Annotated in this window: 17 protein-coding genes; 5 read left to right on the forward strand and 12 right to left on the reverse strand. The window is 57.8% G+C overall.

The window, feature by feature from the left end:
• Nucleotides 1-14 precede the first annotated feature (14 nt).
• The 3 genes from BLP23_RS17135 to BLP23_RS17145 are packed head-to-tail and all read right to left on the reverse strand — an operon-like array spanning nucleotide 15 to nucleotide 2094.
• The gene (locus BLP23_RS17135) at nucleotides 15-791 is read right to left on the reverse strand and encodes an SDR family oxidoreductase (protein WP_092586040.1); all 777 of its coding nucleotides are present in this window, start codon (nucleotides 789-791) and stop codon (nucleotides 15-17) included.
• Between the two features lie 25 nt (nucleotides 792-816).
• A complete protein-coding gene (locus BLP23_RS17140) occupies nucleotides 817-1680 on the reverse strand; it encodes a MurR/RpiR family transcriptional regulator (protein WP_092586042.1) in 864 nt (287 codons plus the stop codon).
• Between the two features lie 24 nt (nucleotides 1681-1704).
• The gene (locus BLP23_RS17145) at nucleotides 1705-2094 is read right to left on the reverse strand and encodes a RidA family protein (protein ID WP_092586044.1); all 390 of its coding nucleotides are present in this window, start codon (nucleotides 2092-2094) and stop codon (nucleotides 1705-1707) included.
• A gap of 110 nt (nucleotides 2095-2204) precedes the next feature.
• Between BLP23_RS17145 and BLP23_RS17150 the strand changes: the two genes are divergently transcribed.
• From BLP23_RS17150 to BLP23_RS17160, 3 genes are read left to right on the forward strand one after another with little or no spacing between them, the layout of a single operon-like run.
• Nucleotides 2205-2690 carry a hypothetical protein gene (locus BLP23_RS17150; protein WP_092586045.1) on the forward strand — a complete coding sequence of 162 codons (486 nt, stop codon included), beginning with the start codon at nucleotides 2205-2207 and terminating at the stop codon, nucleotides 2688-2690.
• Between the two features lie 31 nt (nucleotides 2691-2721).
• Nucleotides 2722-4197, forward strand: a complete 1476-nt coding sequence (locus BLP23_RS17155) for a M81 family metallopeptidase (protein ID WP_092586047.1) — start codon at nucleotides 2722-2724, stop codon at nucleotides 4195-4197.
• The gene (locus tag BLP23_RS17160) at nucleotides 4197-5297 is read left to right on the forward strand and encodes a D-TA family PLP-dependent enzyme (RefSeq protein WP_092586049.1); all 1101 of its coding nucleotides are present in this window, start codon (nucleotides 4197-4199) and stop codon (nucleotides 5295-5297) included. Before BLP23_RS17155 ends, BLP23_RS17160 begins: the two co-directional genes overlap by 1 nt.
• Before the next feature lie 354 nt (nucleotides 5298-5651).
• Here the strand turns inward: BLP23_RS17160 and BLP23_RS17165 are convergent, their stop codons facing one another.
• Nucleotides 5652-7202: a putative bifunctional diguanylate cyclase/phosphodiesterase gene (locus BLP23_RS17165; RefSeq protein WP_092586051.1), complete on the reverse strand. Its 1551-nt coding sequence runs from the start codon at nucleotides 7200-7202 to the stop codon at nucleotides 5652-5654.
• Between the two features lie 624 nt (nucleotides 7203-7826).
• Here BLP23_RS17165 and BLP23_RS17170 point away from each other — a divergent pair.
• Nucleotides 7827-8135, forward strand: coding sequence for a hypothetical protein (locus tag BLP23_RS17170; protein WP_092586053.1), 309 nt, complete (start codon nucleotides 7827-7829; stop codon nucleotides 8133-8135).
• A gap of 240 nt (nucleotides 8136-8375) precedes the next feature.
• On the opposite strand, the gene BLP23_RS33730 is transcribed toward BLP23_RS17170, so the two are convergent.
• The 7 genes from BLP23_RS33730 to BLP23_RS17205 all read right to left on the reverse strand — a co-directional run bounded on the left by BLP23_RS33730 (nucleotide 8376) and on the right by BLP23_RS17205 (nucleotide 13317).
• Complete coding sequence (locus tag BLP23_RS33730; protein ID WP_167363914.1) at nucleotides 8376-8519, reverse strand: hypothetical protein; 144 nt, start codon at nucleotides 8517-8519, stop codon at nucleotides 8376-8378.
• Between the two features lie 81 nt (nucleotides 8520-8600).
• Nucleotides 8601-9392: a DUF1236 domain-containing protein gene (locus tag BLP23_RS17180; protein ID WP_092586057.1), complete on the reverse strand. Its 792-nt coding sequence runs from the start codon at nucleotides 9390-9392 to the stop codon at nucleotides 8601-8603.
• A gap of 123 nt (nucleotides 9393-9515) precedes the next feature.
• The gene (locus BLP23_RS17185; protein WP_092586059.1) at nucleotides 9516-9911 is read right to left on the reverse strand and encodes a DUF1236 domain-containing protein; all 396 of its coding nucleotides are present in this window, start codon (nucleotides 9909-9911) and stop codon (nucleotides 9516-9518) included.
• A gap of 538 nt (nucleotides 9912-10449) precedes the next feature.
• Entirely contained in the window at nucleotides 10450-10893 is a 444-nt protein-coding gene (locus BLP23_RS17190) for a PPC domain-containing DNA-binding protein (protein WP_092586061.1), read from the reverse strand.
• A 311-nt stretch (nucleotides 10894-11204) separates the two neighbouring features.
• Nucleotides 11205-11963, reverse strand: a complete 759-nt coding sequence (locus BLP23_RS17195) for a hypothetical protein (protein WP_092586063.1) — start codon at nucleotides 11961-11963, stop codon at nucleotides 11205-11207.
• 79 nt (nucleotides 11964-12042) lie between these two features.
• Nucleotides 12043-12588: a GXWXG domain-containing protein gene (locus BLP23_RS17200; protein ID WP_092586136.1), complete on the reverse strand. Its 546-nt coding sequence runs from the start codon at nucleotides 12586-12588 to the stop codon at nucleotides 12043-12045.
• A gap of 468 nt (nucleotides 12589-13056) precedes the next feature.
• Nucleotides 13057-13317: a hypothetical protein gene (locus BLP23_RS17205; protein ID WP_092586065.1), complete on the reverse strand. Its 261-nt coding sequence runs from the start codon at nucleotides 13315-13317 to the stop codon at nucleotides 13057-13059.
• 103 nt (nucleotides 13318-13420) lie between these two features.
• On the opposite strand from BLP23_RS17205, the gene BLP23_RS33210 reads away from it, so the two are divergent.
• Nucleotides 13421-13954 (forward strand): hypothetical protein, encoded by a 534-nt coding sequence (locus BLP23_RS33210; protein ID WP_139187076.1) that lies wholly within the window; start codon nucleotides 13421-13423, stop codon nucleotides 13952-13954.
• A 188-nt stretch (nucleotides 13955-14142) separates the two neighbouring features.
• Here the strand turns inward: BLP23_RS33210 and BLP23_RS17210 are convergent, their stop codons facing one another.
• A complete protein-coding gene (locus BLP23_RS17210; protein ID WP_051154531.1) occupies nucleotides 14143-14349 on the reverse strand; it encodes a hypothetical protein in 207 nt (68 codons plus the stop codon).
• Between the last annotated feature and the right edge of the window lie 212 nt (nucleotides 14350-14561).

Consider the following 14561-nt stretch of genomic DNA (forward strand, 5'->3'; position numbering starts at 1 on the left):
TTTGTTTATGGATTTCAGTAATGGTCGGATTGCGAGAAGGTGCGGGCGAGCTCCGTCTGGCCCGCCGTCAGGCCGCAATCCACGGGCAAACAAACCCCGCTGATGGCTGCCGCCTGCGGTCCGGCCAAAAAGGCAACGGCATTGGCCACATCCTTCGGGTCGACGACCCGCTGGAGCGGATACCATCGCCGTGCCTCCTCGAAGACATTGGGATTGGCAGCGGCGCGCGCTTGCCAGGCCCGGGTTCTGACCGTGCCGGGGGCGACCGCATTGGAGCGGATGCCGAACTTGCCGTATTCGACGGCCACCAACCGCGTGAAATGGAGAAGCCCCGCCTTCGCCGCGCTATAGGCCGGATGCCCGAAAACGTTCATGCCGTTGACGGAAGCGATGTTGATGACCGAGCCTTTCGAGGCCTTCAGCATGTCCTCGACGGCGCGAAAGCATAAGAATGCAGCTTCGAGGTTGAGGGCATTGTCCATGCGCCAGATGGCAGGCGTGGTATCATGAAGGCTGACAGCACGTGCCGCGCCGGCATTGTTGACGAGCGTCTGCAACTGTCCAAGTTCGGCGCAGCGCCTTGCAAGATGAGAAACGCTCTCCTCGCTGGTGACGTCGCACCCAGCCGCAATAAAACGGCTTTTCGGACCAAGCGTTGCCGCAACGGCTTCGGCCGCCTCCAGGTCGATGTCGGCAAGCAGGACGATGTCATGGTCATCGGCGAGCCTCGCGGCGATTGCAGCGCCGATGTCTCCAGCAGCTCCCGTCACGATAGCGACCGATTGCGTCATGCTTCATCCTTCCTTTTGCACGTCCTCAGTCTCCGAGGAGCTGACGGTCGTCGCCGTCGCGGTGGGCGACCAATTGTTGCTTGATACGCCTCAGCGTTACCGCCGCCTTCGGCTGGATGGCATAGGCGACAAGGCTCGCGATGATGTCGACGGTTGCGATATAGGCGATGCGGGTCGAGGTGGGGCGGAATATATTGTTTCCTTCCGGCAGATCGATCGGCACGACGATCTCCGCCGCCGCTGCCACCGGGCTTCCGCTCTGTGTCAGTGCAATCGTCGTGACTTTGGCTTCGCGCGCCAGCCCGAAAGCACGAACGAGCTCGGCATTGCGCCCCGAAAAGGACGAGCCGATCAGCACATCGCCCGCGCGCGCTGCCGCCGCCATCATCAGCTGCATGCTGTGGTCCGAACTTGCCGTGATGCGCAGCCCTAGGCGGAAGAGGCGGTTCTGGAATTCGTCGGCGATCATCGAGGAGTTGCCACCCGAACCGAAGGCATAGATCATGTCCGCCTTGGCGATCCGGTCGGCGGCGCGTCCGATTGCGGCGATGTCAAGCGAACGGTGCAGGAGGAACAGCGCGTTCTGGGCCTTGGTGATGATGTCCTGGGCAACGTCGGCGGGATCGCTGCTCTTGGACTCGGGCTTCAGGTAGCGGACGCCGATATGCGCCGTGCGGGCGAGTTGAACCTTGAAGTCAGAGAAGCTTTCGCAGCCGAGACGGCGACAGAAGCGCGTGACGGTCGGCGGCGAGACCTCGGCCTTCTCCGCCAGCTCGATGATGGAGGCGTTCACGGCAAATTCGAAATCGTTGACGATGATTTCGGCAATCCGGTTCTCCGATGGAGAAAGGCGGCCCTTGTCTTCCTGCAATGTGGAAAAGATATCCAACCGATCCTCCCGGTGATGGCGCCCCTACTGGTCTTTTTTCTTATAGGCGACGCAGTCGATCTCCACCTTGCAATCCACCATCATTGAAGATTGCACGCAGGCGCGTGCCGGGGGATGCTCGCCGAAATATTCCTGATAGATCTTGTTGAACGTCCAGAAATCGCGCGGGTCGTCGAGCCAGACGCCGACGCGCACTACATCCTCGACGCCGTAGCCGGCCTCCTTTAGGATCGCCAGCACATTGGCAATTGTCTTATGCGTCTGGGCGATGATGTTGCCCTCGACGATCTCGCCGCTTTCCATTGCAACCTGACCGGAAACATAAAGCCAGCCATCGGCTTCGGCGGCGCGCGCAAACGGCAGAGACTTGCCGCCGGCGCCGGTTTGAACAGTGCCATAGCGCTTGATGGACATTCCGGATCCTTGCAAATTATTTTCTTGATAAGTTGACAAGTGACCATAGAAAGCAGAATTTGGCTAGCGAAAAACGCAATTTATGAAAAGAATTTAAATAAAGGGCGAACATGCGCGATCCTTTCAAGAATCCCTTCCCTTCGTCCGACACAGCCCGGTATTCCATCTGGGAGATGCTCGTTCCGCGCGATATCGACGCGTTTCTGGCTGCCGATTGGTCCATGGTCGAAAACGACTTCGTGGAAGATGGTTTCATCGGGATCGATGGTCGCAAGCAGGTGAGCCCGGACAAATGGCGTCTTGCCTTTCCGACACTTGCCGCCTATCGCGACGAATGGCTGCGGCAGGCCAAGGAATTTGCCAAAGAACGCCTGGCAGAGGACGCACGCACCGCGATTTTTTCGACGACCACGCTGGAAGATATCGAGATCGAAGGCGACACGGCCCTGGTGCGCAAGAAATTCGATGGCGGTATCACCAAGACCGACGGCAGCCGCGATGTCATGCAGTGGCAGACGCTCTATTACTGCCGGCTTCACGAGGGGCGCTGGAAGATCTGCGGGTTCACCGGCTATCTGCCGAATCCGATGGGTTGAAGCGGTGCCGACAACATAAAAGGCCAATCATTTGCGCATTTTTACGGCAGCTCTGGCGACCGAGACCAACACCTTCTCGCCGATTTGCGTCGACCGGCGGGCTTTCGAGGCTTCGCTTTACGCACCGCCGGGACAGCATCCTGAAACGCCGACGCTTTGCACCGCGCCGATCACCGTCGGCAGGCGGGTCACTGCAGCAAAGGGCTGGGAGCTGATTGAGGGAACGGCAACCTGGGCGGATCCGGCCGGGCTCGTCAACCGTTCCACCTATGAAGATTTGCGCGACGAGATACTGGCTCAGCTTAGCGCCGCAATGCCGGTTGACGCGGTGGTCCTCGGGCTGCACGGAGCCATGGTGGCGGCGGGCTACGAAGATACCGAAGGCGACATCCTTGCGCGCATCCGCGAGATCGTGGGACCCGATATTCTCGTCTGCGCCGAACTCGACCCGCACAGCCATCTGACCGCCAAGCGCGTGGCGGCCCTCGACTTCGCCGTCTACTTCAAGGAATTCCCGCACACGGATTTCGTCGACCGCGCCGAAGATCTGTGGCGCATCGCTGTCGATACGCTTGAAGGCAGGGTAAAGCCTGCCGTTTCCGTCTTCGATTGCCGCATGATCGACGTTTTCCCCACGTCGCGCGAACCCATGCGCTCCTTCGTCGACAAGATCATTAAGATCGAAAGGGACGACCCGGATGTCTTGTCGATCTCCGTGATCCACGGCTTCATGGTCGGCGACGTTCCCGAAATGGGAACGAAAATACTCGTGGTGACGGATGGCAAGCCGGAAAAGGGGGCAGCGCTTGCCCGCGACCTGGGGCTTGAGCTGTTCTCCAAGCGCGGAACCTTCATGGCACCTCAGATAAACGAGAAGGAGGCGGTCGCGCGTGCTGTGGCCGCCACCGCCTGGCCGGTTGTCATCGCTGATGTTTGGGACAATCCGGGCGGCGGTACTGCAGGTGATGCCACGGTCATCCTCGAAGAACTGCTGAGCCATGGGGCGGCGGATGCGGCGATCGGCACAATCTGGGACCCGATGGCGGTGCAAATCTGTTTTGCGGCAGGGGAGGGCGCTGAGATTCCGCTTCGCTTCGGCGCGAAATCGGCGCCCGGCACCGGAAATCCGATCGATGGTACCGTGACGGTCGTCAAGCTTGTGAGAGATGCCGAGATGCAGTTCGGTGAGAGCCTGGCACCCTTCGGCGATGCCGCTCATGTGGTTCTCAACGGCATCGACATCATCTTGAACTCAACGCGTGCCCAGAGCTTCGATGCCAGCCTCTTTACCGTCATGGGCATTGATCCGGCCAAGAAGAAGATCCTGGTCATCAAATCTACGAACCACTTCTTCGCGTCGTTTTCGAAGATCGCCGCCGAGATCCTCTATTGTTCTGCGGGGACGCCCTATCCGAACAATCCGGCCAAGACGCCCTATCGCCGCGCACCGAGAAATATCTGGCCGATGGTCGCCGATCCTCATGGAAATGAACCTGGAGCCGCATAGTGCAGGAAAACCGGTTTGCCGTTGTCGCCGAAGTAGGCAACAGGATTGCAGATCTTTCCACGCCGCGACCGATCGTCGATGAAGACCGGATGGCGGCAAACATCAGCCGGGTGCAAGCCTACATGGATGCACATGGCCTGCGTTTCCGTCCGCATATCAAGACGCACAAGATCCCGGCGCTTGCCGCAGCGCAAGTTGCCGCCGGGGCCAAAGGCATCAACTGCCAGAAGATCTCAGAAGCCGAGGTTTTTGCAGCAGCGGGCTTCGAAGACATTCTTATCACCTTCAATATTCTCGGTTCGCAAAAGCTCGAACGATTGTCAAAACTCAATGAGAATATCGCCGGCCTGAAGGTCGTCGCAGACAATGCGGTGACCGTTGACGGCCTTTCGGCGCATTTCGCCGGCCGCAAGCCGCTTGCGGTTCTGGCCGAATGCGATACCGGCGGCGGACGCTGCGGCGTGCAGAAGCCGGAGGCTGCCGCTTTGCTTGCAAAGCGCATCGTCGAAGCCAAGGGGCTCGTGTTCGGGGGGCTGGTCACCTATCCGAAACCTCAATCGGCTTCGGACGTCGAGGCCTTCATCTCCCAGACGCTGGCGCTTCTTCACGCCGAGGGCATTGCTTGCCCGATCATCAGCAATGGCGGCACGCCGAGCCTTTTTGAAGCACACCTCGTCACCTCTGCAACGGAACACCGCGCCGGCACCTATATCTACAACGATCGCTCCATGGTGCGGATGGGCCATTGCACTGAAGACGATTGCGCCATGCATGTGCTTTCGACGGTCGTGTCGCGGCCGACAGCCGATCGCGCCGTCATCGATGCAGGTTCCAAAGCGCTGACTTCGGATCTTCAGGGATTTGCCGATTTCGGCGCGATCGTCGGTTACCCGCAAGCCCGCATAACCAGTCTTTCCGAAGAGCACGGCGTTATCGATCTTTCGAACTGCATCGGTGATCGGCCGAAGATCGGCGAGAAGCTCTTCATCATTCCCAATCACACCTGCGTGGTTTCGAACCTTTTCGACACCATGGTCTTTCATCGAAACGGCGTCGTCTCGCGGGTCGAAGAGGTCGCTGCGCGTGGCCTCGTCTGGTAGGCACGATCATCGAAGCAGTTGACCATGTACGCCCGCCCGTCACTTCAATAAAAGTTTTCTGGCACTCGCCAGTACTTTGGGCTGAAGATCTCACGACCGACGTCAACGCGAACAAGCAGCCGTCCTCAATGAATGTCTGGCCGTCTTTGAGATCTGTTTACGCATGGTATTGGCCAACGATACGCGATCTGTCGTCTGTCAGCTTTCGATAGCTTTTAGATATCGTTCGACAGAGCGTTCGACGATGCGAACGCCGTCTCTTTTGATCGGTCTGCCGGTGAACGCACCGTAAATCGCCTCAAATCGATATGGCCGGACCGCCTCGGATATTCCTCTTACCGTGCCGGCGCCATATCAACGGCGATGCTGCACAATGCTGGCGCTCGCGTGATCTGCGGCAAGCTCCTCGACCGGCACAGGTCTACCAAGCAGATATCCTTGGCCGATGTCACAACCCAGATCCTGGAGCCGCCGAAGTTGGCTCTCCTCTTCGATGCCTTCGGCCGTTATCGTTACCCCAAGTCCCGCACCGAGTGCGATGATGGCCTTAACCACCTTGTCCTGTTTATCATTGGCTTCGAACGATGTGACGAAACTCCGGTCGATCTTGATCTTGTCGAACTGGTAGTTGGACAGTTGGGAGAGGCTGGAATAGCCTGTTCCAAAGTCGTCGAGAGCAATCCGAACCCCCGCGTTCACCAAATCGTCGAGCACAATTCGAGCCGTGACAGCGTCCTGTATGATGGCACTCTCTGTCACTTCCAGTTCGATTCTGTGCGCGGGAAAGCCGATATCGCCCAATATCTTGAGGATTCTCAGGCCCAAGAGCCGGTCGCTCAATTGGAGTGGAGACACGTTGAATGACAGGACAAGATCATCTGGCCAGGAAAGTGCATCCGTACAGGCGCGGCGAAGCAGTTGCTCTGCCAGGTCGACGATCAGACCGGCCTCTTCTGCGACAGGAATGAATTCGCTCGGCGGAATGAATTCGCCGGAAGCCGTCTTCCAGCGTGCCAGCGCTTCAAAGCCGATAACCTTATTCGTCTTCAGATCAACGAGAGGTTGATAGTAGGGAACAATCTCGGCGTTCTTGATGGCTGCTCTTAGATCCGCTTCCACCCGAATCCGTTTCGCCAGCTCGTCATGCATCGAAGGAATGAAAGTCTTCACCAGATTGCGCCCCTGCCTTTTCGCGGAGTACATCGCACAGTCCGAATGTCGGATGACTTGATTTAAATCGTCGCCGTTGTCCGGATAGAGTGCGAGGCCGACACTGGCGCCGAGATCGATAGCGATACCATTGATCGTGAACGGCTTGCCGATTTCGGCTACTATGCTGTTCCCCACAGCGACGAGATCAGGGTTGCCGGTGCGTCGGGCCAAAATCACGAATTCGTCTCCACCAAGGCGGAAAACGCGCTCACCGGGAAAGAGGGACGAGAGCCGCTGAGCCACCGCCTTCAGCACGGCATCACCGTGATCATGTCCGAGGAGGTCATTGATCTTTTTGAAGCCGTCGAGATCAATGCTGAACACGGCATAGGCTTGTCGTGCCCATCGATCAATCGTCTTCTGCGCGCATACCGAATCCAGAAATCTGCGGTTAGGCAGTTCGGTCAGGGAATCGTGGTAGGCAATCCAGTCCACATTCTTTTCGGCCTGTAGCCTGCGATTGACCTCCTTCGAAAGATCCCTGATCCTCAGCACGGAGTAAATGAGCCCGAGAAACCCGGAAATGTTTAGGGCGACGAAAACATCGTCCAGTGGATAGCGATGGTGCTCCTCAACGAATGCATCCAGGCTCTCATGCCAATGGAATTGCCAGGACAGCAAGACGAGAAGCAAGAAGATTGAGAGCCAGACAAATATTTCCACCTGGGGTCTGGTTGGGTGCATGCGGGACATATAAACAGGCTCCTGTTGTGAGAAGAGCCATCATGGCCATTTTTGGGAACCGCATCGTCCCCAGACGCTTTTCACACTGAATGCCGCGGCATCGATGGGCCACCTTGGGTGGGTGATGGAACCGTCCCAATTCATTCGGGCGGAAGTGAGGGATCGGCATTCGCGACAAGCTCCAAGCAACATTGCCAGCCTCGAGAGTATGTCTGTCATCCTCGAAGGTTAAGGACTGGTTGCCTTTGTGGAGGTGGGATCGTTTTTCTGCGCACAGCGGATATGTCTTCCGCAAATTGGATAGTGTTTCGATTCCGCGGTGACTATGTGGCCTTGAAAAGGTGGGCCGCGACATCCTTTCTGGTTCTGGTTCGGCCTCGCTTTCGACGACAATTCGTCTCCTCGAGGGGCGCTGGCGTAACGCTTGGGCCTTTCAGTACGATCGACTACCATTTGATGGGCGGCGACCGCGGCCTGAAGGATGCGGGTAATCGGTCGAGCAATGAATTGGAGCCAGGAATGGGCCTTTGTCGAGAAGTGGGATCAGACCAAGGTCCGAAGTCTGGTCGCGAAGGAACTGCTACAGTGCGCTTACACGCAAGGCGCTGCCGCCACGTTTAGATCGGGAGGCTCATGTCCCACGGTATCATCACCGAAATTCGCGATGCGCGGAAAGAACTGTTGAGCCTTTCGATCAAGGATCGCGAGCGTCTTGTTCGCCGGATTGTGGATGAATTGCACGCGGTTCGAAGCAACGACTTTTCCGACAGCCCGTTTGCCAACAGCACGGGCCTCGACCACCTTGTTGCACGCACTTACGACACGATCCCCGAGATAGCGCGGATGGATGACAGGAACTTTGGAATGGTCCTCGACCAGTTCGCTGAGTTGCTCGAGACGATTACGAACATCGTTCGCCTGCCGCCGACGGTACTGCACTAAGGCCGAGGCTGTGAAGCGCGAGCTTCGATCAGAGCACTGGAGATGCTCCGGCGCCAGCTTTATCCTGATGTTGCCGCTGAGGGCAGTTCGCCTCTTTCGCCATTGATGCCGAAGCCGAGCTGGCGGACGTGGAGGCAATCCGGCGACGCGGTCCCGTTTTAAGACTCTGGCCGACCTCGCGTATAAGTTCTCGATGGCCCCTGCGAGCAGCACAAGCTGAGGCGTCCAAGCGCCTGAGCCTCACGGAGAGCGCGCCACTTGATGATGCAGAACCTGTTGCACAAAGACACGGCTCGGGGTCTTGTCTGCCGGATCACCGAGCACCATCAGTGCAAGAACGATAGCTGCGATGGCCGCTGCGATCACCGCGAGTGGAAATCCCATATCACTAGCCTTTGCTTCGTTGCATAAGATGGTCTTCTCTTGCCCCCGGCGGGTCTTGCCGCCGGGGGCAGTTGCGGCCATTCAGACAATGATGTAGACGATCTTGAACGTCGAAGGTTCGACGATGATGATCCTGCCATCTGCCAGGATGAAGAAGCGATAGCCTTCATATTGCGGGACGATCTTGACGATCCGCGGCGGCAGCGGTTCGAGTCGGATCGTCTTTGGAATGGCTGTGCCAACCTCAACCGTGAAGTCGACTTCGCGAACCGGCTCGACATTGACTTCCTTCACGACCTGCTGAATTTCAGTCTTCTGTTCGATAGAGATGTTGACATCGGTCTCAGTCTTAGTGGAAGTGGATTGATCGGACGTTCCCGTCGATGTGCTTCCACCCGTCGTGCCAGTGTCGCCCGATCCTGTGGCGTCAGACGGCTTATCGGATGTGGCTTTCCCATCAGGCGAAGTTGTTTCTCCGGAGCTCTTCGTGGAGCTCTTTCCGCTCTCGCTGCCGGATGCAGGCGCCTGCTGCGAAGTGGATCCGTCGGCAGGTTTGGTTGTGTCTTGCTGTTGAGTGGTAGGCTGATCAGTACCTTGCGAAGATGAGCCGGATGTTCCGGCTTCTCCACTGTCGGGTTTGACGGTTGTAGCGTCGCCCGTTCCTGCTGACGGGGCTTCTTGACCCGAGCCGTTGCTTGGCGTTTCTGCGCCTGACGGCTGCTGCGAAGTGCCGGATTGCGGCTGCTCGCCTTGCGTCGTGCCCTTCTTGGGCAATATCGGAGTTGCATCCTGCGCGGCTGCGGAAAGTAGACCAACTGGCGACGCGCCGAGCGCGAGCGAGGCGATCAGGACAGGTAGGATCTTGCAATTCATAGCTTTAACTCCCTGGCCGAGGACGTGCTGCGCCAGAGGGCGTCGCAGCACGACGTCCTTGCGGTGTCGATTTGATTTGAGTTTGCAGGTTGGGACCCGGCATGCCGGATCCCAACTTTGTCGTCAGTTGACGATCTGGATGACCTTGCGTGAGGAAGGCTCGACGATCACACGCTGTTCGTTGACCACAGCGTAGGCGTATGTCGGGTCATCGGGTACCGGCGTGACTACGACGGCCTCAGGCAGAGGCTGCCCGACGACCACCTTCTCCTTTATGACGACGGTGCCTGACGGAGGAGGTGCTTCGCGTACATAGGTCACGACCCTAGGCGGCGGCGGATCGAGTAGAGTTCCGACGACCGCACCTGCTGCGCCCCCGATTGCGGCACCGGCCGGACCGCCGACGATTGCGCCTGTGGCTGCACCGCCAACCGCGCCGTTAACCGTCGAGGATCCTGCAAAGGCAGCACCCGACATCAGGGCGATCGCAGTGGTAGAGACGAGAATCTTGCTGAACATTTTCTTCTCCATTTCCGGGGCTGTCTTGGCAGCCTCACAGGGGAGCAAACGACATCACAACCCAGCAGTTCCCTCCGTCAGACCATTGGCCCGAAGCACTCAAGACTTTGGTCTGATTGAGTTCATTTGTGGTAGCTGGGTAGTCTGCCGCTGCGCTGTTGGGGGGCACCATCATTGGTCGCGCTGGACGTAAATTTGTTGCCCCGTGTTGCCACGCCCAGCCTTATGGCGGGCTAACAGTGAGGGTTCGCTTTGGTTCGAGAGGTGAAGCCAGGTCGTGGCAAGCTCAGCGTTAATGGTTCAGACTCGACAATAAGCCCGCCGAAGCGGGGCAAAACATTTTCACGAAACATGTTTGCGACAAGGGCTCGGTCAAAGGCGAGCCCAGGCCATCAGCTGCGTGCCAAGGGATCATGCCCGAGCGCTGCAGATCACGCAGATCAAGCGACTGGCGGGACGATGAAGCAATCGCCATAAACCTCCAGGGAAAAGACCAATGAAAAAGCCCTTTCTCGTGACCGCCTGCTCCAGACAACGTCTACAGATCGATCAGCGCGATACCGAGGTCTTCGCGCTTTCTGCGGCGGAAGCCGACGGCGCTTTCGCGGATGATGATCTCAAGGGTAGGATGAACGGTGCCCTTGATAAAATGGCCGCCCCGGGTGGCTCCGTCTGACAGGCCGAGGACCACATGCATGTGGAGGCTGGCCTTGCCGTCGTCACCGATAGCAATGTCTCCAAGGGCGCTTAGGACCTCGGTCTGTTCCTCAACCGGAATCTCCTTGTAGTTTTTCGTCGCGAACTCGAAGAAGCCGAGCGTGGCGCTACGGAAGGCCCCGATGGCGGTTAGCGACGCGCCGCCGACCTTTTGCTCCTCGGCGAAGCGCGTGATTGCTTCGAACGCCTCTTCGCCGTCGTCCAGGACCAGCACGAAGTTGCGCTCGCGCCACGGATCACTTTCGGCAAGTTCCTTGCTCTTCATTTGGGTTCTCCCTGGAAGAATGAGGGTGTCGTCAATGTCGGCCGTCACGAATACGCTCCGCATTCCTCAACGAGCTGCATAGTGACCAATGCCTTAAGGGTGTCGAGGTCTCGGCAGTGGCTGAAGCATTCCACCGCTGCCCATGGGGCCGCGATACCTTAGCCCTCGACACCTAATGCCGATATTCTGGCGTTCCATATGAACGCCAGTGACCGGCTCATAAAATCAAGGAGGGACGGCATCCAATCGTCCGGCCCCTTTCGTCTTCGACGGCACCGACCTGCGCCGACCAGCGTCGATCTCGTCCGCGCCTACCGGCTGCGTGGGAAGCTTTGCTCCTGACGAAGGCCGTCCATCTCCTGGCTCTGGCGACGTTCGCGGTCGTCAGGATCCTGTCCCTCGGCGACCGTCCGCTGATGACCGGTCGGAAGGATGTCGTCGCGCAGATGTTCGTCCATGGGAACTTCCTGATCGAGCTCATAGGCACGCACGCGCGAAGGCGTAGATCCGCCGCTTCTCATGTAGTGACCTGCGCCCGTAGCAGACTCCGCCGCGTCGGCTTCGAACACATCGTCGCGAGAGGCGGAGACCTGCTGGTCGCGGTCCGCTTCTCCGAGACGGTTTTGATCATATCTCGCCTCGCGATATGTCTCGTTCTGCTTCAGGACGTTCCAGCCTTCGCTGCGCCAAAGGTCGGCGCGCTCGTCCATGTCGATTGCTCCTTCATCGTCGAGTATGTCGTGGGCCGTGTCGTAGGTGGCCTCGTCCACCGAAGCGGACACCAGGAAGCCACCGCGTCGAAGTCCTTCGGCATAGACGGCACGATCGTCGTCTGGAAGGAGCCAGTCTTCGAGTTGAGGCCAGAAACCTCCGCGATCGTCGCTGTCGACATTAGCCTTTTCGGCATCGGCTTCGTATCCCGGCATCAACCGGACGTCGGGGATGCCCGCCTCTTTGAGGCGCTCGACGGCATCCTCCGCTTCGCTTCGAGAGTCAAAGAACGCAGTCAGGATGCTTTTTGCCGGTTCGCCCGAGACCGCGGATGCGCTGTCGTTGTAAAGATTGCTCATGTGATCCTCCGATTGCTGCTCTTCCCTGCGAACGGTCCGAGCCCGACAATGTTCCGGACGATGCAGTCCAAGCCGTGCGCTACATGCCTGCCTCCGTCACTTTCCGAAGCCTGAAGAAATACCGGCACGGGTCGTCGCGCACGCACATCATCCCGACCAGTTCGTCATGACTTACAAGCCGAAAGTGGTCCACGATGGGCTGCTTGTCGTAGATCATTGCCGCGCTTTCGACTTGTTCGAATGTTCGGAGCGTTATCGAAGCTGTCGTACCTTTTGCGCGCAAAGCCTGCTGAAGATGCAAAAACAGCTTCCGAGCAACAGCCGTTCGTCCCAGTGGTGCCGCCTTGATCGCGAGCCTGATGGGGATATAGGAGGGATCAATCGCCACAAGACGTGCGGGGTGGCGTTCGAAGAGCAAAGCGTCCGCCCGCATGTCGTTATGGAAGCGCTTTCCGAACCAGTGCAAGTTCTCGAGGACGCCGTCCAGCGGATGACCCGACGGAAGGCCGACGCCTTTCCAAAGTCCGATCATGTCCTTTGGTTGGACAGGCTCCAGTGACCGAAACCACGAAGCTATCTCCTGCTGCTGGTCGCATGGCAGGGAATTTCGTTCTCCGATGTTCATCTCGATCAAATGAGAAGAAAGTCCGGAAGTTCCGCATTCATGGATTTTCGCACACTTCATGGTGGCGCGCCCACGCAACGGCCCGGAAGGAAAGGGCGGTCGCGCGCCTGATCGCGCAGCATCTCTTCGACTTGTCTGACATTCCCGGGTTGGCCGACCGCGACACGGACTTCAATCTGCCCCAGCCACCGGGACCATTGGAGGTCGGTTAAACCTGCTGCCCCCGGGAGAGAATGCTACGAATAGGCGACATTCGAATGCCTCGCGACGTTTCGCCAAGGAAAGCGTATCTTTGGATCACAACGGGCGCGTCCTTCGGCGTCAATCGAAGGAACGGGCGCCGTGCAGTGGTTCTGATGCAATAGAAAATGCCAATAATTCGCCGCCATCATCACCCTGATGCTGCTGACCTTCTGGCCGAGGACGTAAATTCGATGCCCGTCTCGCCAAAACGCGCGGTTGCCTTTTTCAGTGCTTCGTCCTGTGTATGCCGTCAGTTGCCGACCCACTCTCATCGACGCACTTCCAAGATCCGTCTTTATTCTTTCTCCATTTACTCCCTTCCTCCAAAGCGGCCATGAGTTTCACCACCAGTTCTGGATCGTCGCCTTCTGGCACCATTCCAACTCTCATTTCAAATTTCGGTTTCTCCTTAATATCGACCCAGAACTTGTGCCCCTCGAACTCAAGGACAGTTTGGCCTGCTGGCAGTTTTGTTATCAGAGACACGAGTGTTTCCTCCCTTTCATTTAAGGCATCGCTAATACTGCCATAAAATCGCCAGTTGGAGGAGTCTGACCGTCTTTTGTACAACGAGACTCGAACCGTCGGAATGGAGAATTGGGCCACGCTTCTTGCCTCGACTGATCCGAGAAAATATTCCGATCTCAATCAGTTATCTGGGAAGAACAGGTCAGTAGCCGTGGCACTTGCGCGAGACGCTATCCACCGCAACCACCTGTATCGGGGCATTTCTTTGATCCGGGATGGACGTGTTACCAGCCAGCATAACAGCCCGATGGCATGTGCAATCAATGTTGATCATGTCAACAAGGCATGCAGTGCGACGGCGGCAACAAAAGCGATAACGACGAGCCAGGCAATCTGCATGGCTTGGCGATTGGCTTTTTCGAACACGCGGAATCGTGCCCCTCGCTTCGGGCGAGGGCGATGTAGCCGAACGGGAGCGGTGCTGGAGCGGATGCTCTTCTTCTTTCCTGACGTCTCGGCCTCCCTTGAAACAAATTGCGACCAACCTGCTTCTAATGCCGCAGAGGACGCGCAGGTCCCCGAAGAGGACGATCTCGGCCGCCTATCGTGCAGGATCGTGCGGCTCGATGAAGCCGAACGTTTGTTTGAACCGTGAGCTGCCGCAAACTCCTCCGCTCAATGGGCGAGCAGCATGGAATACGCCTGCTGGCTCATTGACAGGCCGATGGCTCACGGATCCGGCGATGAGGGATTCAGTCAGTATCTGCGGGGTGGAAACCGGAATTACGCCGTGCGCCGGAGTGATGTGCCCATCTGGCGCTTAATGCCAGACGGGCATCTCGACTAACGCGTCGCAAGCAACTCCCGAAGTTGATGGGGTTTATCGACGCCGAACTCAAACCACATTACCAACTCCCTTGCAGCCTCTTGGGCCTCCAAGTTCAAAATGTCGTAGTGGCGACTGTCGCACCATTCCTTGAGCAAACCGTCCAGCATATCTAGATCGTTTGAAGACAGCACGCGTTTCTTCAAGGCCACTTTGTGTGACATTCTATTTCCTCCCAAAAATAGTACTTTTACCTGCTGTTGACCCCAGCGCGTATGACTTTAGTCTAATGTTTCTTTCTCGAAAATACACTTCGGCATACTTTAACGTTTTGACGCTGTAACTGTCTGTTTGGGCGCAGGAATTTTTTACCGAGTGGCATGACGGCCAACGTAATCCATCGTTGCGGCAAAGCCTGTCCGCGACGGCGCACTCC

This window comes from Rhizobium mongolense subsp. loessense (assembly GCF_900099775.1).
GTDB lineage: Bacteria > Pseudomonadota > Alphaproteobacteria > Rhizobiales > Rhizobiaceae > Rhizobium > Rhizobium loessense.

Bases quoted from the DNA above. Each gene is read 5' to 3' on its own strand.
- BLP23_RS17135 (WP_092586040.1), bottom strand. From the start codon at position 791: ATGACGCAATCGGTCGCTATCGTGACGGGAGCTGCTGGAGACATCGGC.
- BLP23_RS17145 (WP_092586044.1), bottom strand. From the start codon at position 2,094: ATGTCCATCAAGCGCTATGGCACTGTTCAAACCGGCGCCGGCGGCAAG.
- BLP23_RS17150 (WP_092586045.1), top strand. From the start codon at position 2,205: ATGCGCGATCCTTTCAAGAATCCCTTCCCTTCGTCCGACACAGCCCGG.
- BLP23_RS17165 (WP_092586051.1), bottom strand. From the start codon at position 7,202: ATGTCCCGCATGCACCCAACCAGACCCCAGGTGGAAATATTTGTCTGG.
- BLP23_RS17170 (WP_092586053.1), top strand. From the start codon at position 7,827: ATGTCCCACGGTATCATCACCGAAATTCGCGATGCGCGGAAAGAACTG.
- BLP23_RS33730 (WP_167363914.1), bottom strand. From the start codon at position 8,519: ATGGGATTTCCACTCGCGGTGATCGCAGCGGCCATCGCAGCTATCGTT.
- BLP23_RS17180 (WP_092586057.1), bottom strand. From the start codon at position 9,392: ATGAATTGCAAGATCCTACCTGTCCTGATCGCCTCGCTCGCGCTCGGC.
- BLP23_RS17185 (WP_092586059.1), bottom strand. From the start codon at position 9,911: ATGTTCAGCAAGATTCTCGTCTCTACCACTGCGATCGCCCTGATGTCG.
- BLP23_RS17190 (WP_092586061.1), bottom strand. From the start codon at position 10,893: ATGAAGAGCAAGGAACTTGCCGAAAGTGATCCGTGGCGCGAGCGCAAC.
- BLP23_RS17195 (WP_092586063.1), bottom strand. From the start codon at position 11,963: ATGAGCAATCTTTACAACGACAGCGCATCCGCGGTCTCGGGCGAACCG.
- BLP23_RS17200 (WP_092586136.1), bottom strand. From the start codon at position 12,588: ATGAACATCGGAGAACGAAATTCCCTGCCATGCGACCAGCAGCAGGAG.
- BLP23_RS33210 (WP_139187076.1), top strand. From the start codon at position 13,421: ATGGAGAATTGGGCCACGCTTCTTGCCTCGACTGATCCGAGAAAATAT.
- BLP23_RS17210 (WP_051154531.1), bottom strand. From the start codon at position 14,349: ATGTCACACAAAGTGGCCTTGAAGAAACGCGTGCTGTCTTCAAACGAT.